The following is a 21,273-nucleotide window of genomic DNA, read 5'->3' on the forward strand; positions in this document are numbered from 1 at the left end:
CTAGTCTTCTCTGGTGCCTCGGCCGGCTCGTGCCGAGCGCGCGCCCCGATAGCTCAGTGGTAGAGCACTTCCATGGTAAGGAAGGGGTCGTCAGTTCAATCCTGACTCGGGGCTCTGGTCGTCGCCCTAGCCGGCGCACGGTCTGCGGCGGGATAGCTCAGGTGGTTAGAGCACACGGCTCATAATCGTGGTGTCGCGGGTTCAAGTCCCGCTCCCGCTACGACGAAGAAGGTCCCGCTTGCGGGGCCTTCTTTCTCGTTCCGGGATGTCGTTCATCCCCACTCGGCCGGATCGGCACCCCAGGCACGCGGCGGGAAGGCGAAGTCGTCCGGGCCGAGCGCGGGCCGGGGATATTCGAGGTCGCCGTGGCGCACGGTCGTCGGAGTGAACCGCGCCTGCTCCGTCGCAACGCGCGGCATTCGCAGCAGCTCGTGCGCGAGGCGCGCGAGGGACACCTGCACGCGCCAGCCGCCCCCCTCCCGTTCGCGACGACGGAGCGCCGCGGCCACGCCGCCGGCGAGCAGGTAGCCCGCCGAGTGGTCGAGCGCCTGGGCGGGCAGAGCGCCGGGCGTCCGGCCGTCCGCCGACTCGGCGACGGCGATCCCCGTCGCCGCCTGCACGATGCTGTCGAAGCCGCGGCGGTGCGCCCACGGCCCGTGTGCGCCCCAGGCGCTGATGCTCGCCACGACGAGCGACGGATGCCGCCGGGCGAGCGCCTCCAGGTCGAGTGTCCCTGGGCGGTAGCCGTGCACGAGCACGTCCGCCTCGGCGAGCAGTTCGGCGAACCGGGCCGAGCGCACATCGAGCACCGTGGTGCGCTTGCCGGCCCCCGTGTCCTGATGCTGCCACTCGATCTCGGGGATGGTCGGCGGGTCGACCCGCAGCACGTCGGCACCCCACAGGGCGAGCGTGCGGGTGGCGACCGGTCCGGCCAGCACGCGGGTGAGATCGAGGATGCGCGGGCGGGACGAGTCGTGCGCGGCGGCGTCGCCGGTGCGTTCGAAGCCGAGCAGTGGCGTCGCGTCGACGGCGGGCGCTTGCTCCTCAGCGAGCCACTCGGACTCGGTGCGGACGGCGGCCGCCACGCCGCCCGCGGCGGTGATGCGTTGCTCGGCCTCGCTGGCCGGCAGCCCCGAGAGCCGGCGACGCAGGTCGTCCACACCGGAGTCCGGCCGCAGGTCGAGGGCCTCGAGCAGTCGATCGCGATGGTGCGGGTAGTTCGCGTGCGTTCGCATCCATCCGTCGGCGGCCGGATGGAAGCCCGACAGCGGCGCCCACGCGCCGGGCTTCTCGCCATTCCGGCGGAAGTGCCGTTCGCTCGTGACCGCTGTCGCGATGCGTTCCGGGTCGAGGGTGCTGGCGGCCCGCGTGCCACTCCACTCGTCGAGGCACAGCGCGGCGAAGCTGACCGCCTCGCCGACGAGCCGCCCGGATGGCAGCCGTCCGCCGAGCGGCGCGATGGGTGCCTCGACGTCGGTCGCCGGTGCGCCGATCGCGTGGCGGGCGGCATCGAGCAGTGACATGCGCACACGCTAGAGCTTCACGGCCCGGACGGGCAGGTCCAGTGACGCCGCGGTGGCCGCGCTGACCGGTCCCCGCGGCACCGTACGCTCGAGACGGAACCCCGACGAAAGGCCCCGATGTCCCCGCGCGCGCTCTTCCGCACCTTCGCGATCGCCGAGGCGGTGACATGGGCTCTGCTGATCGCCGGCATGCTGCAGAAGTACGTCTTCCACGGCGGCGGATGGGGAGTGTCGATCGGAGGCGCGCTGCACGGCTTCGTCTTCCTCGGATTCGCGGCCGTCGTGCTGCTCGTCGCGCTCAATCAACGCTGGAGCGTCGGACTCACGTTGCTCGCGTGGGCGAGCGCAGTCGTGCCGTTCGCGTCGATCCCCGCGGAGATCGCACTCGATCGCTCCGGGCGGCTGGCCGGGGGATGGCGCCGCGAGGCGACGGCCGACCCGCGGGACGCCCATCCGCTCGACCGCTGGCTGCGCTGGTGGCTCAACCGGCCCGTGCTGCTCGCCGTCGTGCTCGGTGCGGTGCTCGTCGCCGTGTTCGTCGCCCTGCTCATCGGCGGACCACCCGGCACGGAGTGACCCGCGCCGGTCAGTCGACCATCGGCACGATCCGGATGTCGCGCGTCGCTCCGCCGTCAAGGGCGCGCAGCGCCTGCTGGTACCCCTCGCTCTCGTACGCGGCGATCGCCTGCTCCACCGACGGGAACTCGATCACCGACGTGCGCTCCAGGCTGCCAGCCTCGAACGCCGCCGCGGGCAGGCCGCGAGCGAGGAACCGTCCCCCGTGCGCGGCCATGACGTCGCCGGCGAGCGCGGCGTAGCGCGCCACCTTCTCCTGGTCGCGAATCGTGCGGAACGTGTTCACCCAGAGCGCCTTCGGCATGAGCCCAGTCTGCACCGGACCGGTGTGCCCCGGGCATCCGGACCTCACACTCCCGATCCCCGCGTCGTCGGAGTGGCGGGCGGCACCTCCGCCGCCCGTGAGAAGGAGAAGACGGATGTCGCACATCAACATCGGCAAGCAGTTCCCCGGCGCGTACCAGGCGATGCTCGCCCTCGACGCCCAGACGGAGGTCGCGATCCGGGAGGCCGGGCTTCCGCCCCTGCTCGCGGACCTCGTGAAGATCCGCGCATCGCAGCTGAACGGATGCGCGTACTGCCTGCGGATGCACACGCGCGTCGCCCTCGAGCACGGGGAGACCGCCGATCGACTCGCCGTGCTCGCCGCCTGGTGGGAGTCGCAGTACTTCACGCCCGCCGAGCGGGCTGCGCTGCGGATCGCCGAAGGGGTGACCCGCATCGCCGAGTCCCGCGACCTGGCGAGTGAGCCCGACACCGAGCAGGCGCTCGACGATCGACAGATCGCGGCGGTGACGTGGCTCGCCATCGCGATCAACGGCTGGAACCGCGTCGCCGTGTCGAGCCACTACCCGGTCGCTCCCTGACGCGCTCAGCGGGAATCGTCGAGCACGCGGCCGAACCACGCGGCGAGCAGAAGCGCCATGCTCACGGCGCCGCCCGCCACTGCCGCGCGCTCCCCGCGGCCATGCACGCCGGAGCGCAGGAGCACGGCGCCGGCGAGCGCGTTCGCGGCGCTCCAGATCACGTTCGTCGTCGGAGCCGACAGTCCGCGGCCGGGCGGATGCGCGAGGGGGGACGGGAAGCGGCGACCCTGCACCCCGCTCACGCCGTGCGGCACCGCGTTGACCAGCAAGGCACCGGCGATCACGCGGGACACGAGGCGCGCTGACGACATCGCCGGCCTCCGATCGCAGGGGTGGGCGGCCATGCTAGACCGCCCACCCGGGGCAAGCGCGATGAACCTGTGCGCGAGCCTCGTGCCAGCCGGGAGGACGCTCCCGACTTCCGGGTGTCCGGCATCGCCGGGGTAAGCACGGCGGTAGCGCGCCGCCCCCGGCGCGCCGGCGACGACGAATCCCCCCGTCGGAGCCACCCCGAGAGAGGACGACGGTGTCCGCAGGTTCCCGCGCGCAGAACGCCAAGAGGCGCCGTCGAGCGACGCTCGCGGCGCGGGTGTCGAGCGAGTTCGGGATCGACGTGCGCAGCGTCGACCCGGTGGCCGGCGGATACGACAGCCACGCCCGCGTGTGGCGTGGAGCGGGTGCCGACGGTCGTTCCTGGAGCATCAAGGAGAGCGTGCGCGACACCCGGTTCGGCCTGGCGCTCGCCGCGGGCCTGGGCGAAGCGGGCGTGATCGGCGTCAGCGCACCGCGACGCTCGCGCACCGGTGAGCCGTGGAGCGTGCGCGACGGCGTGTTCCTCTCGGTGGCGCCCTGGGTGGATGGCGTGGACGCCGTGGCGGACGAGGCCGAACCGATGCGCTGGCACGAGTTCGGCGCCACGCTGCGCGCCGTGCACGAGTCGCCGTCGCCGCCGACCGTCCGACCCGCCCGTCGTGGCATCCGACGCGGCGTGCAATCACCCGCCGCGCTCCTCGCCGGGGTCGACGCGCGCGTGCGCGAGACCGCGCGGCCCGCGGCGGATGCGGAGGACACCGTGGTGCACGCGCTCGGCCTCTGGCGCGAGCACCGCGACCGGTTCGTCGCGCTCGCGGAACTCGAGCGTCGACTGAAACGGGAGCGGGTGCACTCGCGGCGCGTGCCGCTGCACGGCGACCCGCACACCGGCAACGTCATCGTCGCCCCGGACGGGCGCCCGTGGCTGATCGACTTCGACGAGGCGACGACCGCGCCGCGCGAGGTCGACCTCATGCTCATCGAACTCGGCGTCATCTTCAGCAGACCGGTGACCGACACGCAACGGGCCGCGTTCCGTTCGGGCTACGGCGCCGACGCGGTGATCGACGAGTCGCGCATCGTGCGTTTCGGATGCGTGCGCGCCGTCGAAGACCTCGCCGCGACGATGCACCAACTGCTCGACGGACCCGCCGATCGTCGCTCCGGCGACCTGCGCATCCTGCAGGGCCTGCTCGGCGGCGACGGGCTCGCCGCGCTCGTCGAGCGCCGCATCGCCGGCGAACGGCCCGCCGGTTCCTCTCCCACCCCGCCCCGGGCAGTCCACGAATCACGCGAAGGAACACCATGACACACAGAAGATCGACCCTGCCCGTCGCCGCGGGCGTCATCCTGGCGGTCGCCCTCACCGGCTGCAGCGGTTTCGGCGGCGGAGGTGACGACGAGTCGGAGCCCGGCTCGCTCACCTTCACCACGTGGGCCAGCGAGTCGGAGCAAGCGGCGTTCGAGGAGCTCATCGCCGAGTTCGAGAGCAGCCACGAGGGCGCGAGCGTCGAGCTCAACGTCGTGCCGTACGACCAGATGTTCAGCAACATCGACGCCCAGCTCAGTTCCGGTGAGGCGCCCGACGTGTTCCGCGTGGACTACGGCAACCTCGGCGTCTACTCCAGCCAGGAGCAGCTGCTCGACCTGAGCGACTATGTGACCGAGGAGGAGGCCGACGCCTTCACCCCCGCCTTCTGGGAGGCCGTGTCGTACGACGGGGTGCCTTATGGCGTGCCCCACCAGACCGACGTGTCGGCGCTGCTCCTGAACCTGCCGCTCATGGAGGCCGCCGGCATCACCGACATCCCGACCACACTCGAGGACGCGTGGACCTGGGAGGAGTTCGCCGACGTCGCGGCCCGGTTGCGGGCGTCGCTGCCGGCCGAGCAGTACCCGTTCGTGTACAACTGGCAGCTCGGCGGCACGCCCCGCTGGCTCAGCTGGGTGTTCCAGGCCGACGGCGCCCTGCTCGAGGACGACGGCACGACCCCGGCAATCGATTCGCCCGAGGCGGCGAAGGCGCTCGACTTCACGAAGAGCTTCTTCGACAACGGATGGGTACCGCCGACGAGCTCGGTGAAATCCGCGACCTACGCGGACGCGTTCTTCACCGAAGGCACCGTGGCGATGGCGTTCGCCGGATCGTTCCTCGTTCCCGACATCGACAACCTCGCCGACTTCGAGTGGACCGCCACCCCGATGCCGGTCGACGAGCGCGGAGCGACCGACCTCGGAGGCAACGCGCTCGTCGCCACGGCGGAGACCGACGAGGCCGACCTCGCGGTCGAGTTCCTCGAGTTCATGGCGTCACCGCAGAACATGACGGCGTTCTGTGCGGCGACGAACGAACTGCCGACCCGCGTCGACATCGATCCCGCCGACATCCGGTTCGCCGTGCGTCCCGACGTCATGCCCGTCTTCGTCGAGCAGGCGACGACCATCCAGCCCTCGGATGTGAAGCAGTTGACCTCGCCGTACCTCGCCGAGATCGCGGTGGGCATGCAGGACCAGCTCGAGCAGGCGTTCGTGAGCGGGCAGGGAACCGACGAGACGCTCGCCGGCATCGCCGCAGCCGTCGAGCAGGCGACCGACTGATGACGGCGCTTCCCGTCCGTCGCCTGGCGGGGGCTCCGCTCCCCACCCGGCGTCATGGCCGGTGGCGCGATGTCGCCGCCGGATACGGCTTCCTTGCGCCCAACATGCTGCTGATGGCGCTGTTCCTCTTCGTGCCCATCGTGTGGGCCGTGCAGCTGTCGTTCCAGCAGACGAAGGGGTTCGGAGACCCGGAATGGGTCGGCGTCGACAACTACGCGCGGATGGTCGCGGATCCGGTGTTCTGGCAGAGCCTCGGAAACACGCTGCTCTTCACCGCCGTCACCGTGCCGGTCGAGCTTGCGGCGGGCCTCGGGCTCGCCGTGCTGCTCAACTCGGTGCTGCCGGCGAAGAGCCTGTTCCGCACGGTGATCGTGCTCCCGCTGGTCATCTCGGGGGTCGCCTCCGGCATGATCGCGGTCACCATCTTCAGCGAGTCCTCCGGCGTCGTGAACAAGGTGCTCGCCGCGGTCGGACTCTCGCCGGTCGGGTGGCAGTCGGAGGGCGCGCCGGCGATGGTGTCGGTCATGCTCACGGCCATCTGGCTGCGGGTGGGGTTCAACATGGTGATCTATCTCGCCGGGCTGCAGAACATCTCGCCGGAGCTGTACGAAGCGGCCCGCATCGACGGTGCGCGCGGCGGGCAGCAGTTCCGTTCCATCACGGTGCCGCTCGTCGGGCCGTCGACGTTCTTCCTGCTCATCATGAACGTGATCTCGTCGTTCCAGGTGTTCGACATCGTCTTCGTCATGACCGGGGGCGGCCCCGGCTTCGCGACATCCGTTCTCGGCACCTACGCCTACCGCAACGGCTTCCAGATCCGCGAGCAGGGCTACGGCGCCGCGCTCGGCGTCGTCATCCTGCTCGTCACTCTCGTGTTCACGTACGTGCAGTGGCGCACGAGCCGCACCCGCGACCTGGTCGAGTAGGGCCCCACGATGACCACGTCCACACTCCGGCGGAGCATCCGCGTCTCCGCACCCCGCCGGCGCGGGGCGCGTTCGGGCTCGCGGGCGGGGTACCTCCTGCGGCTGCTGCTCGCGGTGCTCGCCTCCGCCATCGTGTTCTTCCCGCTCTACTGGATGCTCGTCATCGCGTTCTCGCCACGCGGCGACGTGTTCGAGGCCGGCGAGCTGCGGTTGTGGCCGAGCGCCTTCAGCGTGGAGAACTTCGTCACGGTCTTCGACCGGTTCCCCGTCGCGGAGTGGTTCGGCAACTCGCTCGTGATCGGCGCGTTCGTCACGGTGTTCACCGTGGTGCTCAACCTCATGGCCGGGTACGCCTTCGCGCGCATCCGCTTCCCGGGACGGAACCTGCTGTTCCTCCTCGCCCTCGCCACGATGATGATCCCGGTGCAGGCGATCATGGTGGCGCAGTTCCGGCTCGTCACCGGGCTCGAGATCTACGGCACCTACTGGTCGGTGATCCTGCCGGGCGCGGCCGCCGCGTTCGGCATCTTCCTCGCCCGGCAGTTCTTCCTGTCCATCCCGCAGGAGCTGATCGAGGCGGCCCGCATCGACGGGGCCGGGCACCTCCGCGTCTTCCTGCAGGTGGTGTTGCCGCTCAGCAAGCCGCTCATCGCCGTGCTCACCCTGTTGACGTTGCTGGGCAGCTGGAACGACTTCGCCTGGCCGCTCATCGCGCTGAAGGACAACGAGCTGTTCACCCTGCCCATCGGGTTGCTCTATCTCAAGGGGCAGTCGACGCCGGACTACAGCGCGAGCATGGCGCTCGCCCTCGTCTCGGTGCTGCCGATGGTGATCCTCTTCCTCGTCTTCCAGCGCTACTTCGTGCAGGGCTTCGCGCGCAGCGGCATCCGTTGAGCGGGAGTGCTCACGGTGTCGTGGCGAGGAGGTCGTCGACCGTCGCCACGACGGGAGCGTTGGTGGTGGAGCTGGACAGGTAGTAGGTGAGCCCGACGCCGCCAGGTGCCTGCAGAGCCGCGACGCTGTTCGTGACCGAGCGCAGCCATCCCGTCGGTTCGGCGGTGCCCGCCTCCCACACCTTCGCCTGCACGGTGGTGGGGGAGGTGCCGGTGACGCGGAGGCGCACCAGTAAGCGGTCGCCGGCGGTGAAGGTGACGCCCGGTGCGGTCGTCTGCGACTGGAGCACGACCTCCCCGCCCGTGGCGGTGAGCTGCTCGAGCGAGACGCCGACCGTTCCCGTCGCGCGCAGCTGCACCTTCGCCTGGTACCCGCCGGCGCCGACGATGCGCCGCCCGATGAGGGTGGCGTACACGCCGCCGCCGGTCGGGGGCTTGTCGACCGACAGCGTCGCCACGAGATCGGTGCTCGTCGACGACGGCTGGGTGAGGTACGCGCGGGCGCTCGAGCCGGCGGTCGGCAGACGGAACACCCCCCGCGTGCCGTCCACCGCGTAGTTCGCGGCGGTTCCGGTGACACTCCACGGTCCTCCGACCTCGGCCGAGCCGAGGCCGGTCGCGACGGTGCGTCCGAACGCGTCGGCGGCGATCGGGGGCGCACCCGCGACGACCGACACGGTGCGCGTGGCGCTCGCCGTCGCCCCGTCGTCGTCCGTGACGGTCAAGCGCACCGTCCGGTCGCCCGCGGTGGCGTAGCTGTGCTGCACGGTCGCTCCGCTGGCGGTCGTGCCGTCGCCGAACTCCCACGCGTACCCCCTGATCGTGCCGTCCGCATCCGTCGACGCTGCTCCCGAGAAGCTGCAGGTGAGGCCGGCGCACGACGAGGTGAAGGATGCGGTCGGCGGCGCGTTCGGCGGCGGAGGTGCTCCGGGTCCGATCGTGACGGCGTCGGTGAACGTGCCGCCCGACGCCCGGCCGAACCGGGCTGACAGCGACTCGTCGGTGACGTCGACGAAGAGGGAGCCGAAGGTCGGGTTGGCGTTGAGCGCGGAGTAGGCGGCGACGTACCCCATCTCCGAATCGGAGAGGTTGGCGTTGCGCAGCGCGGTGCCGCCCGTGCCGACGGTCGCGAACGTCGTGCCGGCGCCCTTCGCCTGCTGCGCATCCGTGTCGGCGAGGCATGCCGCGGTGAACGTGCCCGGTGTGATGGCGGGGCACCCGGCCGAGTGGGCGAGCTGGTGCGTGCGCTGGTAGAGGTGCTCGTGCCCGCTCAGCACGAGGTCGACGCGCTTGGAGACGAGCATGTTCACGAGTCCCGCACCGGGTCCGCACTGGTAGTCGCCGATCGAGAGGCACGGCATGTGCATGCCCACGACCACCCACGGGATCGCGGCGGCGCGAGCCCCGTCGATGGCCGATGCCGTCCAGTCGTAGCGCGGAGTGCCGGGCGCGTACGACCACGTGCCGTCGGGGAACTGGAGGGCGGGGGAGATCATCACGAAACGCACGAGCGGGTCGGCGGCCGGAACGTCGACGTACCACTGCCGACCGTAGGTGCCGATCGCGCCCGGAAGCTGGTTGGGCAGGCACGCCGAGAAGTCGTTGATGTTGCCGTTCTGCCCGTTGCTCTCGTGGTTGCCGGCGATGAGCTCGAACGGGAACCCGGCGCCGACTCGGCTGGTGACGAAGTCGCACCACGCGGATTCGGCTCCGACGGCGCCGTAGGAGAGGTCCCCGAGAGCGAGGTGTAGCTCCGAATCGCTGTCGGCGATTCCGGTCATCACGGATGCGGCGGCGGTGCTCGCCGAGAAGTCGCCCGACGCCGAGAACGTGAGCGACGTCGCGGCCGGCTCGATGGCGGCCGGCTCGACCGCCGCGGGGGTGACCGCAGCGGGCACGGCGATGGCCGTGGCGAGCAGGCCCAGTCCGGCGAGGGCGGTCAGGGATCGGCCGACGACCTTCATGAGGGCACCTCCACCCCCGCGATCGGGAGCGGACGCGGAAGGCGCCGTCGCCCTCGCCGGGTGGGTCCGCGCGAACGTCGCGCGTGGTGCAGCAGAGGCTACGCCGACCGCCGGCGGACGGTAAGTAGACGGTGCCGTCTGCGGTTCGGGCGGTCCCGCCCGCGGCTTGACTTTGACGTTGCGTCAACGCCGACGATCGAGTCATGAACGATTTCTTCGACGCCGCTGCGATCAGCCCGGTCCCCGCCCCCTCTCTCGACGCGGTCGCGCCGGAGGTCTACCGGGGCATCTACGGCATGCCCATGTTCGCGACCATCCCGTCCTCCGACCTCGACGCATCCGCCCGCTTCTGGACGCACGGGCTCGGGTTCGTCGAGCTCTTCGCCGTGCCCGGCCGGCTCGTGCACCTGCGCCGGTGGGCGTTCCAGGATGTGCTGCTCGTGCCGGGGGAGAGCGACGAGCGGGCGCCGGCGATGACGGTGAGCTTCTCGAGCGTGCTCGGTCAACTGGATGCGGTCGCGGCGGCCTGCAATCGGCTGCGGCCGGGCTCGGCGACGCCCCCGCGGGAGACACCGTGGAACTCGACGGAGGTCGAGGTCGTCACCCCCGAGAACGCCCGCGTGATCATGACGGCGGCGCGTCCGCTCGTTCCGGACAGCGACTCGGCGCGCTACATCGAGAAGCTCGGCCTCGAGGTGCCTCACTCCTGAACGGCCGCCGGGGCGTCACGCTGCGCGAGGCAGATCCCGCGTGATGATCGCGACCGGCCGGGTGGCGGGCGCCGTGGCCGCGGGTCGAGGTCTGTTCCGCATCCGCAGGCCGACGATCCAGAGTTGCGCGACCACGAACGCGACGCCCGCGGCGAGCAGCCAGAGGATGGGGAACGCGTACTTCACCGGCTCGAGTGCGATCCCGAGCACCCGGAGCCCGAGGTCCCGTCGCCCCTGGACCTCGTCGTGCTCCGCCTCGATGGGGTCGTCGAGGTGGAACGGGTCGGCGGCCTCCTCGGCCGGCGCGGGGCCGAGTGCGGGGAAGGGGCGCGTCGTCATGATGCCAGCCTCCCCGGCGGCGATCGTCGGCACATCGCCCGCTGGTATCGACCGGCGTACTACTCCGGTCGTACATCCGCGGCCGTGAGCCCCGCCGGAGGGAGGGCGCGCAGCACTCGGAGCACCTCCTCGGCCGGTACTTCGCACGGGCGGAGCAGCAGCCCCTCGTTCGTGTGCCACACGTTCGCGCTCAGATAGCCGGGGCCGCCGAGCTCGTCCGCCGTGACGGTCGTGCTGCGTCCGCCGACGTGCTCGACGCGGCTGACGCCCCATGGCGACCCGTCGATGCTCTGACGCGACCAGCCGTCGGGCACGCGGGCGAGCAGCTCGGCGAGCTCCGCGGAATCGACCTCGTCCGGCATGGCCACATCGTACGCAGGCGAGTCGCCGTCAGCCCGCGAGCGCCTCGACCGCGAGCTGCGCGAGCACCGCATCGTGCTGTTCCACGTGCGCCGTGATCGTGATGACGGCATCGCGGTCGGGATCGACGACCACGTACTGGCCGTACCGCCCGTCGAGCCGCCACGTCGAGTCCGGGCCGCCCCACACGGCGAACCCGTAGCGGGCGTACGGCTCGGGCTCCCCGGTCACCACCCAATCGCTGTGCATCCGGTCGACATAGTCGGATGCGATGAGCTGCCGCCCCTGCCACGCGCCGCGGTCGCGCAACACTCGGGCGATACGCGCGAGTTCCTCCGTGCGCATTTCGAGGCCGCTGCCGCCGACGATGTATCCGAGCGGGCAGCGGTGCCATTGCGGATTGTGGATGTCGAGCGGGTCGAACAACCTCGGCAGCAGCCAGTCCCGCACGTCCCCCGCGACGGCGGCGAGCATCCGCATGGCCACGTAGGTGCTGACGTCCGAGTACTGGAACATGCGGCCCGCTCCCCGTGACGGTCGACGCAGCATCTCCTGCGCCAGATCCGGCCAGGGCACCCGTTGATCGCCGAACCATTCGAAGTCGATGCCGCTCGTCATCGTGAGCAGGTGCTCGAGGGTGACCGTGTCGACGCCGGCCCCGAACTCGAGGTCGGGCAGCACCGCGGAGACGGGCGTATCCAGTCGCAGTAGCCCCTCGTCCACGGCGATGCCGGCCGCGAGAGCGCACACGCCCTTCGACACCGAGTACAGGTTGACCCGGTCGTCGCTGCGCCACCGGTGTTGCGCTCCATCGTCGCCGACGAGCACGTGCGCGCCGTACGCGCCCAGACCGCGCTCGTCGATCTCCCGCACCAGTCGCTCCAGCACCTGCGCCGCCGTCGTCATCGTCGAAGTCTTGCAGCCGGTTTCGGCTCGGTCACGTCGGGAGTGGGTCCGGATCCCCGCCGGGCCGGTCGACGCGAGGCGCCGACCTCCGGGCGCTCGGGCGAACGGTCGTCGGCACGACCGCGACCGGACACGGCAGGTGCAGCAGCAGGTCGTGGGTGAGCGAGCCGAGGAGCCACTCCGCGAAGAGTCCCGATCGGCGGCTGCCGACCACGGTCAGCGCCGCTCGGCGGGCCTGCTCGACCATCACCCGCACGGTGCCGCCCTCGATGGCCTCGCCCGTGACGGCGACGTCTGCGCGTTCCTGCAGATACCCGACGGCGGTCTCGACGACCCGCCGGTGCTCGGCGCGCGCACGATCCTCCTCCGGCGGAGGGACGGCGAGAGCCTCGGCCGGCGCCACGCGTGGCACGATCCACCACGCGTGCACGACGTGCACCGGTCGTCCGTCGATCCGCGCCGATCGGGCGGCGAAATCGAGCGGCGCGGTCGACACCTCCTCATCGCCGACGCCGACGAGGATCGGCCCGGGCGCGGGAGTCCACCGCGCCGGCACGACCACCACCGGGCAGGCCGCGAGGGTCGCCACCTTGCGGGGAACGCGCTCGAAGTGCGCCGGATGCTCGCGGTCGCCGCGTTTCGATCCGATGACCAGCAGATCCGCGTCGCGACTGGCCTCGACGAGACGCCGTGTCGCGTCACCGAGTTCGACCCGCGCCGTGATCCCGGCTGCGCTGAACATGCGGCGCGCCGCCTCCATGCCCTCCCTGGAGGCCTGCTCGGACGCCTCCAGATTGAGCACGGTCCAGTCGGTGTCGCCGGACAACGCCACCTCGGCCGCGGTCAGCAGTTCGATCGACGCTGCCTCCGCCCTGGCGCGGTCGACGGCCCAGGCGAGTGCGGCCCGGCTCGCCGGACCTCCGTCGTAGGCGACCGTGATGCGGCTCATGGGAACTCCTTCGTCGGAGCCGACCGTTACCGACAGGCTCCGACGCTCCCGCCCGCCGGGTCAGGGCCGGAAGTCCCGTCGAAACCTCTCGATCCGAGGTGCCGGGCTGGCGAGCCTTCACGGCGGGCGACCTCGCGAACGTCGCCCGCCTGCATCGCGGGCGACGCTCGCGTCATGAGTCAGGACACATGAACCGTCGCGTCGGGGTTGTTGAGCACCACGACCGGTGTGATCGGGGAGTGCCCTGCCGCTTCGATCCGCGAGCGGTCGAATCTCACCAGGGGATCCCCCCTCCTCACGCGCTGGCCGGCGGTGACGAGGGTCTCGAAGCCGTCACCCTTCATCTTCACCGTGTCGATGCCGATGTGGATGAGGAGTTCCGTTCCATCGTCGAGCAGCAGACCGATCGCGTGGCCGGTCGGGAAGCTGCTCTCGACCTTCCCGTCCGCCGGAGCCGTCACGACGTCTCCGGTCGGGTCGATGGCGATTCCGGGGCCCATGGTGCCGTCCGAGAACATCCTGTCCGGCACGTCGGACAACGGCAGCACCCGGCCCGCCACCGGCGCGGTGAGATGGACGGCGGCAGGTGCCCGCGTCGCGGTGGCCAGTCCGGTCGTCCCCGTGTCGGTCGCCGGCGCCGGGCGACCCCCGATGACGTCCTCCATCGCGTCTTTGACGAACTGCACGTTCAATCCGTAGACGACCTGCACGGAGTGTCCTCCCGGCTTGATCGTGCCGGCGGCGCCCGCCCGTTTCAGCGCAGCGTCGTCGACCTTCGACACGTCGGCGATCTCCATCCGGAGCCTCGTCGCGCAGTTATCGAGCTCGACGATGTTGTCCTTGCCGCCGAGGGCGTCGACGAAGCGCTCCGCCGTCGCGTGGAAGCCGCCCCTTGACGCGGCATCCGTCGTCTCATCCTCGAGGGCGACGTCGTCCTCGCGTCCCGGCGTCTTGAGGTCGAAGCGACGGATGATCCAGCGGAACACCACGAAGTAGATCGCGAACCAGACTGCTCCCATGACCAGGATGCCCCAGGGGTTCTGCGCGAGCGGGTTGACCCATCCGAGCACGAGGTCGATGAACCCGCCCGAGAACCCGAACCCCATGCGCACCGGCAGCAGCGCCGAGATGAAGAGCGAGATCCCCGTGAAGAGGGCGTGGACGAGGTACAGCCACGGCGCGAGGAACATGAACGCGAACTCGAGCGGCTCGGTGACGCCGACGAAGAACGACGAGATGGCACCAGAGAGCAGGATGCCGGCGGCGACCTTCCGCCGCGTCGTCTTCGCGGTCACGTACATCGCCAAGGCGGCGCCCGGTAGGCCGAACATCATGACCGGGAAGAATCCGGTCATGTACTGACCCGTCACCCCGAAGACGCCTTCACCGGCCGAGCCCTGAAGGAAATTGTTCAGATCGTTGATGCCGGCCACGTCGAACCAGAACACCGAGTTGAGGGCGTGGTGCAACCCGAGCGGGATGAGCAGACGGTTGAAGAAGCCGTACAACCCCGCGCCCACCGGCCCCAGGGTCACGATCCATTCGCCGAAGGCGACCAGGCCGCCGAAGAGGAAGGGCCAGACGAACATCATGGCGACGGCGAACACCAGCGAGACCCCCGCGGTGACGATCGCCACCGAGCGCTTGCCCGAGAAGAACGACAGCGCATCCGGCAGCTTGGTGTCCTTGAAGCGGTTGTAGCACCAGGCCCCGATGAGGCCGCAGACGATGCCGACGAAGACGTTCTGGACCCGACCGAATGCGGGATCGACGCTCTCGACATCGACGCCCGTGAGTGCGGCATTCGTGGCGGGGCTCAGCATCGTCGTCACGGTCAACCACGACACCAGTCCAGCGAGAGCGGAGGTGCCGTCGGACTTCTTGGCCATTCCGATCGCGACACCCACCGCGAACAGTAGAGCGAGATTGTCGAGTAGTGCGCCACCGGCAGCGCTGAGGAAGGCGGAGACGACGTTGTCGGCTCCACCGTTCGCGTTCTTGATCCAATACCCGATTCCCGAGAGGATCGCCGCAACGGGAAGGACCGCGACCGGCAACATCAGCGACCGGCCGAGCCTCTGGAAAAACTTCATCGTGTCTCCATATCCGGCTCCCGAACGGAGCCAGGCAAGAGAGTACGCCCTGGGGTGAGCGGCACGTCGACGTTCCACACCCAGTGCCCGCGAGCCGTGCGGCGAGGCGAGTGGACGGCAGCGCCCAGCCGCAGCGCGCACCCACGGAACGAGTCCGGCAGCACGCGATGAGTGATCGGAACAGGATTGTCGGGTCGGCATTCAGAGTGGTCGCCAGTGGGATGCGCGTAATGGTGGGGCTGCTGCCGGTGGTTTGAGGCGTTGGAGACGAACGAACTCGCCGGCATCAGCGAAGGGCTCCGCCACGTCGAATACGGCTACGACGGCCTCGGGCGGGCGCTGACCGAAACGGTCGACAACCTCCTCATCCTCGACGAGACCACCACCCAGCAATGGGACGGATACACCGTCATCAGCCGCGACAGCGACGAGTTCGGCGCCACAGAACTCGTCCGCGACGCCATCGGCGATGTCGCCATCCAAAACAGCGACGCGCTCCTCGGCGAGGACACCCGGTGGGGACTCACCGACCGGCAAGGCTCCACCATCGGTCAAACCCACGGGTCCAAGATCGGACAACTCACCCACTACTCCGACTGGGGTGTCCCCACCTTCGACACCCTCGGATGGAACTCCGAAACCGGCTACACCGGCGAGCTCTCCGACACCGCCACCGGGCTGGTCAACTTCTACGCCCGCTCCTACGACCCCGACTCCGCCACCTGGCTCACCGCCGACCCCTACCGCGGCGACCCGACCAACCCGCAAACCCTGCACCGATACAGCTACGTCGGCAACAACCCCACCACACTCACCGACCACCTCGGCTACATGCACCAAGCCAACGAGATGAGCAGTAGCAGGTATCAAAACTACGGCGGCGGCAACTACTCCTCCACCGGATACCCCTCCTACGCCACCCCGTACCTCGGCAAAGCGCAACCCCCGCGGGAGAAGGTCACCCCCGGCGGAAAGCCCACCCCCGGACCCGCCACCAAGGCGAAGGCGCCCCCGAAGCCAAAAGCAAAGAGCCCCTCGACAAATAAGAAGCACGGGACTGCACGCCACGGCAGCGACGGTCTTGGTGCCCTCCTGGCATCCACAATTGCGATACCCGGAGGAATCGGGGCGATTGAGGCACTGCTCGGCGCGATCGGCGCGGGATCGGTAGCAGCATTCCAAACGCTGATGGGCTGGATCGCTTCCGCCGGCGCTGCAGTTGCCGCCTCCATGGCGCCACTCGTTGCGACACTCGCGCTCGTGCTCAGCATGTCGGGCGACTCGACAAACGCGCGAGAGAATGCCGCGGGCGCCGCAGAGGCGGCGCAAGAAGGGGGCGCAACTTCTCCCGGTAACCCCAACGACGATTGCCCTCCGTTGAAGCAGTGCTACGGAGACAATGGGCCAGTCCCGTTCAGGAAAGACACCAACCACATGTTCCGTGACGATCGCGGGCACATCGTCGATTCGCCCGCCTTCCGCCAGCAGGTGCAGGACACGGTGAAGTCGAACAACTATGCATTCAACAAGGACGTCGGCACGGGGTGGGTAGACACATACTTGCGCATGGTCGACGGAAAACAGATCTGGGTTCAGGTCTTCCGGCCGAAGAACGGCGGAGCGCCCCAGATCAACAACGCAGGTATAAACACTGGTGAGTACATCATTCCCTTCCCATGAAAGGCATCGCGTTGAGGCGACGAGAAGATGGCGGACGCACCGATGGCCGGTGATGGCGAGACCGAGGCGCTTCTATACACGGAGGATGAGCTTCGGCGTGCGGTGCTGGCGTTTGCCGAGGAATGGCGATCGCACTTTTGGGGCGAGGGCGCCGATGAGGCCGCGCGTGCAGCATTTATCGGCGACTTGCAGGCGTTCGGGAACGGCACGCTCGATCCCGCGGCGTTCACCTATTTGGTCCGGTCGCTGTGGGCTGCACGTGGGGTCGAGACACTAGGTGATACCGGAAGGAACAGCCGCGACGAACCTAGTTTGCTCGTTCGGCTGCCTGACGGATTGATAAGTGCGCCGAAGCTGAGGGAGGGAGCCGACAGCAACTGGGCGGGGCAACCGAAGCCGCCAGTGGTAGGCCCGGGCACGCCGAGTATCACGGAGATGGGTGCGCTCCACTTCCTGCGTGACTTCTTGGATCGGTGGCTGAGCAGAGGCGCAACCCTCGATTCGCTGATCGCCGACCTTCGCTCCCCAGAGGTACTTGCCCGAGACCGTGACTGGCGCGACGCGCTTCGAGCGCTTGAGCCCTGAGTGTTCAAGCGAGTGCTACAAGACGGGACCGCGGGCACTCCTTGGCAATACGCGGTGCTGCGCGTGACGACCCGGAAGTGGGCGACGTTACTTATGCAGACTTCGTCGGGGTCTGGATTTCGCCACGGGGAGTCGGCGGAAAATGTTCCTGGGTTGTCCGAGCATGGCACCGCACCTTGGCGTCTTCGCGTCATGACTGCTCCTCTTCTCTTGATCACACGGCGTTGCACCGATGACGCCGAGGGAATAGCAAGGCCGTCGCGTCTGCATTCAGCGGCTATCTCTCGATGAAGAGTTCGCACTGTGATTCGCTGGCGCGCGATGTACCTGCGCGTGATGAGGTCGTCGGTGATGCGCTCGACGTCCTGAGCGAGGCGGCCGCGACCTCGACCGCCGTTCGACCTGGCGGGCAACATGTCGGTCGCGCGATCACCGCCGCTCCGATAGCGCGCAAGGAGACGGTAGACGGTGCGCGCGCTAACGCCGAGGTCACGACCAGCCTCCGCCGCCACAAACGCAGGCACCTCCGGCATGGCTGCCAGATCTCGTATCCGAGCATGGCGCGCGACCGCCACAGCCCACGAAGCTTGAGGAACCAAACTCGGGCTCTGGCTCGCGACGATCTCTTCAATCATGTGCCGCTCCTGCCGGTGTGCCCGCGACGCTACGCCCGGCGATCAAGGCGGGGAAGAGCGCCGGCCGACCAATCTCTTCGAGTTGAAGCTCGTTCGAACGCGAGTCACCAAACTCGTACGTGTTGTTCGGGGTCTTCCTCGCTGGCGAGCCGCTGGTGACAACGCCTCTGACACGTTGACAACGGCTTTGATGCGTACTGACAGTGACTTTGACTACCGACACGAGTGTCGGTGGTTACGCGTAGCGTGAGAAAAACGCGACACGCCGAAAACACAACATGTAGTGGAATGACACGACTGTCATTCCGGTTATATAGTGAGAACCCACGCCGCACGCATCCGCGTGACGAGCACCCAGACACGTCAGGAGGTCCGCCATGGACAACGACAACGACACCGTTGGCGGCTACGCAGTTCCCGTCGACCCGATGGACATGCTGCAGTGCGACAGCTGCCAGTAGGCAGCACGCCGACTACGCTTCGGAACCCCGGATCACCATGCTGAGTGATCCGGGGTTTCGTGCATCCGTGGACACGTATCTCGACGGCCTCGCCTCCGACGCCGACGTGCTCGATCGGGTGGCGCGCTGGCTCGGGCCGGTCGACGTGCGCACCGACCGCTCGCAACCGCACGGCGAGGCTCGGGTGCTCGAACTCGCCCCCCTCGACGGTCGCTGCGCGATCGCGAAGTGGCATCGCGCCGACCGCAACTACGACCGCGAGGTGCTCGCGTACGAGCGCAACGTGCCCTCGCTCGGCTCCGACGCGCCGCAGCTCATCGCCCACGACGACACCCTGCGCCTCGTGCTCGTCACCCGCGCACCGGGCGACGTGGTCGCCGGCACCGATGCCGCCCACGATCCGGACGTGCATCGGCAGGCCGGCGCCCTCATCCGGCGCCTGCACGAATCCGACCGCACGGTGCGCAACAGCGACTACGGCGCCGTGCTCGTGCGCAAGTTCGACCGCTGGTCGGATCGGGCGGCGCAGCTCATCGAGCCCGACGACCTCGCCGCCGCGGAGCGCATCGTGCTCGGCGCGCTCGACCTGCCCGAGCTCGAGCACGTGCCCGCCCACCGCGACAACAGTCCGCGCAACTGGGTGATCGACGAGGGCGGGCGGGTGCGGCTCATCGACTTCGCGGCCCTCGAGTACGAACCGTGGTGCATCGACCTGTTCCGCATGTCGCAACGCGAATGGCTCGACGCCCCGCACCTGCGCGAGGCGTTCCTCGACGGCTACGGCCGCCAGCCCGACGAGCTCGACGAGCGAATGCTGCGCAGCTTCCACGCCCTCGGCGCAGTGACGACGATCGCCTGGGCGACCGAGCACGGCGACGCAGCGTTCGCGCAGGAGGGGCGCGAGATGCTCGAGCGCGTGCTGGGCCGCACCCTCTACTGAGGCGCCGCCGTAGAATCGGGGGATGCCCGTCAACCCCGACCTCAAGGGGCGCACCTTCCCCTCAGCGCCGCCGTACCTGGTGGGCCGCGAGAAGGTGCGCGAGTTCGCCCGCGCCGTGTTCGCCACGAACCCGATCAGTCTCGACGTCGACGCCGCCCGCGCCGCCGGACATGCGGATGTGGTCGCCCCGCCGACCTTCGCCGTCGTCGTGCAGGAGCACACCCTCGCCCAGCTGCTGAACGAACCGGATGCGGGCATCGACTTCTCGCGGGTCGTGCACGGCGACCAGCGCTTCAGCTTCAGCCGCCCCATCGTGGCGGGCGACGAGCTCACCGCGACCCTCACCGTCACGAGCGTCAAGTCGCTCGGCGCGCACAGCATGGTGACCGCGGAGTCCACGATCGTCGGGGCGGACGGCGAGCACGTCGTCACCGCCACCTCCACCCTCGTCGTGCGGGGTGACGAGTGAACGCCCCCGAGGTCGGCGCGGTCGTCGCCGAGCGCACCATCGAGCTCTCGCGCGACTCCCTCGTGCGGTATGCCGGCGCATCCGGCGACTTCAACCCCATCCACTATCGCGATGACGTCGCCGCGAGCGTCGGTCTGCCCGGCGTGCTCGCGCACGGCATGCTCACGATGGGCCTCGCGGTGCAGCCGGTCGTCGACTGGATCGGCGACCCGGCGCGCATCGTCGACTACCAGGTGCGGTTCACCCGCCCGGTCGTCGTCGACCCGCGGACCGGCGCGACCGTCACCGTCACCGCGAAGGTCGGCGCGGTCGACGACGACATCGCCCGCATCGACCTCACCGTGACCTTCGGCGGCGACACCGTGCTCGGCAAGGCCCAGGCGCGGGTGCGCCTGGCCTGATGCGGTTCTCCGAACTCACCACGCTGCGGGTCGGCGGTGACGCGGCCGAGGTGATCGAGGTCACGGATGCCGCGGATCTGGTCCAGCGCGCGCGCGAGCTGTGGGGCCGCGGCGACGAGGTGCTCGTGCTCGGCGGCGGCTCGAACCTGCTCGTCGGCGACGACGGATTCGACGGAACCGTGCTGCGCGTCGCCACCCGCGGCATCCGCGAGATCGACGGGGCGGCGCCCGGTCGCGTCCGCCTGCGCGTGGAGGCCGGCGAATCGTGGGACGGCTTCGTACGGCACACCGTCGAACGCGGACTCGGCGGGGTCGAGGCGCTCAGCGGCATCCCCGGATCGGTCGGGGCGTCGCCGGTGCAGAACATCGGCGCCTACGGGCAGGAGGTCGCGGCGACGCTCGTCGCGATCGAGTTCCTCGACTACCTCACGGGCGAGCAGAGCCGGATGCCCGCCGCCGAGCTCGACCTCGGATACCGCACGTCCGTGCTCAAGCGCGGGCGGCAGGGCATCGTGCTCGCCGTCGAGTTCGATCTCGAGCGGGACGCCGACGGTGCGGTCGGCTATCCGCAGCTCGCCCGTGCGCTCGGGGTGGAGGTCGGCGACCGCGTGCCTCTCGCGACCGTGCGCGACACCGTGCTCGCACTGCGTCGCTCGAAGGGGATGGTGCTCGACGACGCCGACCCCGACACGTGGAGCGCCGGGTCGTTCTTCACCAACCCGATCGTGCGCGAGAACTTCGCGCGCGGCCTGCCCGCCGACGCGCCGCGCTGGCCGATCGGACCCGAGCAGCCGGATGTCGCGGTGCCGCTCGGCGAGCAGCCTGCCGCGCCCGCGCCACCGGTCGAGGGCTCCGTCAAGCTCAGCGCCGCCTGGCTCATCGAGCACGCCGGCGTCTCCCGCGGCTTTCGGCTGCCCGGCTCGCGCGCCGCGATCTCGAGCAAGCACACCCTCGCCCTCACCAACACCGGCGGGGCGACCGCCGAGGAGATCGCCGCGCTCGCCCGATACGTACGGATGCGGGTGCTGTCGGAGTTCGGTGTGCTGCTGCACCCCGAACCCGTCGTCATCGGCCTCGACCTCTAGCC

Annotated in this window: 22 protein-coding genes and 2 tRNA genes; 15 read left to right on the top strand and 9 right to left on the bottom strand. The window is 69.8% G+C overall.

Annotated features, from left to right (window positions below):
- Positions 1–42 precede the first annotated feature (42 nt).
- A tRNA-Thr gene (locus CLV46_RS02380) sits at positions 43–114 on the top strand.
- A 32-nt stretch (positions 115–146) separates the two neighbouring features.
- Positions 147–220: transfer RNA gene (locus tag CLV46_RS02385), tRNA-Met, on the top strand.
- 52 nt (positions 221–272) lie between these two features.
- On the opposite strand, the gene CLV46_RS02390 is transcribed toward CLV46_RS02385, so the two are convergent.
- The gene (locus tag CLV46_RS02390) at positions 273–1,523 is read right to left on the bottom strand and encodes a CoA transferase (RefSeq protein WP_100365840.1); all 1,251 of its coding nucleotides are present in this window, start codon (positions 1,521–1,523) and stop codon (positions 273–275) included.
- A 117-nt stretch (positions 1,524–1,640) separates the two neighbouring features.
- Between CLV46_RS02390 and CLV46_RS02395 the strand changes: the two genes are divergently transcribed.
- Positions 1,641–2,099, top strand: a complete 459-nt coding sequence (locus CLV46_RS02395) for a DUF3817 domain-containing protein (RefSeq protein WP_100363311.1) — start codon at positions 1,641–1,643, stop codon at positions 2,097–2,099.
- Positions 2,100–2,109: 10 nt separating this feature from the next.
- Here the strand turns inward: CLV46_RS02395 and CLV46_RS02400 are convergent, their stop codons facing one another.
- Positions 2,110–2,403 carry a DUF1330 domain-containing protein gene (locus tag CLV46_RS02400; protein ID WP_100365841.1) on the bottom strand — a complete coding sequence of 98 codons (294 nt, stop codon included), beginning with the start codon at positions 2,401–2,403 and terminating at the stop codon, positions 2,110–2,112.
- Between the two features lie 115 nt (positions 2,404–2,518).
- Here CLV46_RS02400 and CLV46_RS02405 point away from each other — a divergent pair, with 115 nt between their 5' ends.
- Entirely contained in the window at positions 2,519–2,965 is a 447-nt protein-coding gene (locus tag CLV46_RS02405) for a carboxymuconolactone decarboxylase family protein (RefSeq protein WP_100363312.1), read from the top strand.
- Between the two features lie 5 nt (positions 2,966–2,970).
- On the opposite strand, the gene CLV46_RS02410 is transcribed toward CLV46_RS02405, so the two are convergent.
- Positions 2,971–3,276, bottom strand: a complete 306-nt coding sequence (locus tag CLV46_RS02410; protein ID WP_100363313.1) for a hypothetical protein — start codon at positions 3,274–3,276, stop codon at positions 2,971–2,973.
- Positions 3,277–3,491: 215 nt separating this feature from the next.
- Here CLV46_RS02410 and CLV46_RS02415 point away from each other — a divergent pair, with 215 nt between their 5' ends.
- Genes CLV46_RS02415 through CLV46_RS02430 form a run of 4 tightly spaced genes read left to right on the top strand, consistent with a single transcriptional unit; the run spans position 3,492 to position 7,695 of the window.
- Entirely contained in the window at positions 3,492–4,586 is a 1,095-nt protein-coding gene (locus tag CLV46_RS02415) for a phosphotransferase enzyme family protein (RefSeq protein WP_100363314.1), read from the top strand.
- Positions 4,583–5,875, top strand: a complete 1,293-nt coding sequence (locus CLV46_RS02420; RefSeq protein WP_100363315.1) for an ABC transporter substrate-binding protein — start codon at positions 4,583–4,585, stop codon at positions 5,873–5,875. Before CLV46_RS02415 ends, CLV46_RS02420 begins: the two co-directional genes overlap by 4 nt.
- Positions 5,875–6,801 carry a carbohydrate ABC transporter permease gene (locus CLV46_RS02425; protein WP_100363316.1) on the top strand — a complete coding sequence of 309 codons (927 nt, stop codon included), beginning with the start codon at positions 5,875–5,877 and terminating at the stop codon, positions 6,799–6,801. The genes CLV46_RS02420 and CLV46_RS02425 overlap by 1 nt, the downstream gene beginning before the upstream one ends.
- 9 nt (positions 6,802–6,810) lie before the next feature.
- The gene (locus tag CLV46_RS02430; protein WP_100363317.1) at positions 6,811–7,695 is read left to right on the top strand and encodes a carbohydrate ABC transporter permease; all 885 of its coding nucleotides are present in this window, start codon (positions 6,811–6,813) and stop codon (positions 7,693–7,695) included.
- 10 nt (positions 7,696–7,705) lie between these two features.
- On the opposite strand, the gene CLV46_RS02435 is transcribed toward CLV46_RS02430, so the two are convergent.
- Positions 7,706–9,658, bottom strand: a complete 1,953-nt coding sequence (locus CLV46_RS02435) for a PKD domain-containing protein (RefSeq protein ID WP_100363318.1) — start codon at positions 9,656–9,658, stop codon at positions 7,706–7,708.
- Between the two features lie 203 nt (positions 9,659–9,861).
- On the opposite strand from CLV46_RS02435, the gene CLV46_RS02440 reads away from it, so the two are divergent.
- Positions 9,862–10,368, top strand: coding sequence for a VOC family protein (locus tag CLV46_RS02440; RefSeq protein ID WP_100363319.1), 507 nt, complete (start codon positions 9,862–9,864; stop codon positions 10,366–10,368).
- 15 nt (positions 10,369–10,383) lie between these two features.
- Here CLV46_RS02440 and CLV46_RS02445 read toward each other — a convergent pair whose 3' ends face one another.
- From CLV46_RS02445 to nagE, 5 genes are all read right to left on the bottom strand, one after another.
- Positions 10,384–10,707 carry a hypothetical protein gene (locus tag CLV46_RS02445; protein ID WP_157802198.1) on the bottom strand — a complete coding sequence of 108 codons (324 nt, stop codon included), beginning with the start codon at positions 10,705–10,707 and terminating at the stop codon, positions 10,384–10,386.
- Positions 10,708–10,766: 59 nt separating this feature from the next.
- Positions 10,767–11,069, bottom strand: coding sequence for a peptide methionine sulfoxide reductase (locus CLV46_RS02450; protein WP_100363321.1), 303 nt, complete (start codon positions 11,067–11,069; stop codon positions 10,767–10,769).
- Between the two features lie 28 nt (positions 11,070–11,097).
- Positions 11,098–11,973 carry a serine hydrolase domain-containing protein gene (locus CLV46_RS02455; RefSeq protein WP_100363322.1) on the bottom strand — a complete coding sequence of 292 codons (876 nt, stop codon included), beginning with the start codon at positions 11,971–11,973 and terminating at the stop codon, positions 11,098–11,100.
- Positions 11,974–12,004: 31 nt separating this feature from the next.
- Complete coding sequence (locus CLV46_RS02460; protein ID WP_100363323.1) at positions 12,005–12,922, bottom strand: universal stress protein; 918 nt, start codon at positions 12,920–12,922, stop codon at positions 12,005–12,007.
- A gap of 179 nt (positions 12,923–13,101) precedes the next feature.
- The gene (gene nagE, locus CLV46_RS02465) at positions 13,102–15,015 is read right to left on the bottom strand and encodes an N-acetylglucosamine-specific PTS transporter subunit IIBC (protein WP_100363324.1); all 1,914 of its coding nucleotides are present in this window, start codon (positions 15,013–15,015) and stop codon (positions 13,102–13,104) included.
- Between the two features lie 261 nt (positions 15,016–15,276).
- Here nagE and CLV46_RS02470 point away from each other — a divergent pair, with 261 nt between their 5' ends.
- The 6 genes from CLV46_RS02470 (at position 15,277) to CLV46_RS02500 (ending at position 21,271) form a co-directional block, all read left to right on the top strand.
- A complete protein-coding gene (locus CLV46_RS02470) occupies positions 15,277–16,695 on the top strand; it encodes an RHS repeat-associated core domain-containing protein (protein WP_100363325.1) in 1,419 nt (472 codons plus the stop codon).
- A 27-nt stretch (positions 16,696–16,722) separates the two neighbouring features.
- Positions 16,723–17,280, top strand: a complete 558-nt coding sequence (locus tag CLV46_RS16910; RefSeq protein ID WP_100363326.1) for a hypothetical protein — start codon at positions 16,723–16,725, stop codon at positions 17,278–17,280.
- 1,163 nt (positions 17,281–18,443) lie between these two features.
- Positions 18,444–19,316: a phosphotransferase gene (locus CLV46_RS02485; protein WP_100363328.1), complete on the top strand. Its 873-nt coding sequence runs from the start codon at positions 18,444–18,446 to the stop codon at positions 19,314–19,316.
- A gap of 22 nt (positions 19,317–19,338) precedes the next feature.
- The gene (locus tag CLV46_RS02490; RefSeq protein ID WP_100363329.1) at positions 19,339–19,785 is read left to right on the top strand and encodes an FAS1-like dehydratase domain-containing protein; all 447 of its coding nucleotides are present in this window, start codon (positions 19,339–19,341) and stop codon (positions 19,783–19,785) included.
- Complete coding sequence (locus tag CLV46_RS02495) at positions 19,782–20,186, top strand: MaoC family dehydratase (RefSeq protein ID WP_100363330.1); 405 nt, start codon at positions 19,782–19,784, stop codon at positions 20,184–20,186. Before CLV46_RS02490 ends, CLV46_RS02495 begins: the two co-directional genes overlap by 4 nt.
- Positions 20,186–21,271, top strand: a complete 1,086-nt coding sequence (locus CLV46_RS02500; protein WP_100363331.1) for a UDP-N-acetylmuramate dehydrogenase — start codon at positions 20,186–20,188, stop codon at positions 21,269–21,271. Before CLV46_RS02495 ends, CLV46_RS02500 begins: the two co-directional genes overlap by 1 nt.
- Positions 21,272–21,273 lie beyond the last annotated feature (2 nt).

Origin of the sequence: Diaminobutyricimonas aerilata (assembly GCF_002797715.1) — a bacterium.
Lineage (GTDB): Bacteria > Actinomycetota > Actinomycetes > Actinomycetales > Microbacteriaceae > Diaminobutyricimonas > Diaminobutyricimonas aerilata.